This window comes from Dysgonomonas mossii (assembly GCF_004569505.1).
GTDB lineage: Bacteria > Bacteroidota > Bacteroidia > Bacteroidales > Dysgonomonadaceae > Dysgonomonas.
Window position 1 is genome coordinate 1 of record NZ_SPPK01000135.1, and the last position, 392, is coordinate 392.

The 392-nt window shown below is 64.3% G+C and carries 1 protein-coding gene; it reads left to right on the forward strand.

Translation table 11 applies throughout. The features are described 5' to 3' along the window. Positions 1-392, forward strand: a 392-nt coding sequence (locus tag E4T88_RS19085; protein WP_135107610.1) for a cation transporter, incomplete at both ends; no start/stop codon positions are given.

A 392-nucleotide genomic window follows, 5' to 3' on the forward strand; every position in this document is an offset into this window, starting at 1 on the left:
GAACCGCTTGGCGCGAAGGACGCCCAGCGCTTCCGAATAGCGAACATGGACTGCGCCTCGGAGGAATCGGAAATTCGCCGGGCGCTGGAGGGCATGGCGGGGATTCGCGGCCTGCAATTCAACCTGGGAGATCGAGAATTGGCTATTGCCGCCGATGACCTTGCCTTGCAACAAGCGCTGGACGCGATCCGCAAAGCAGGTTTCAACCCGGAACCCCTCAGCGGCGTAGATCAGCCCGCTGCTGCGGCTGCCTCGCCACCAGGCTTCTGGGCGACGTGGGGCAAGTCGTTGGGTGCCTTGGGACTGGCAATGGTGGCCGAAGGCTTGGCATTCGCCCTTCCAGACAGTGGGCCGGTCAAGGTGCTCGGGATGGCGCTTGCTGCAGCGGCCAG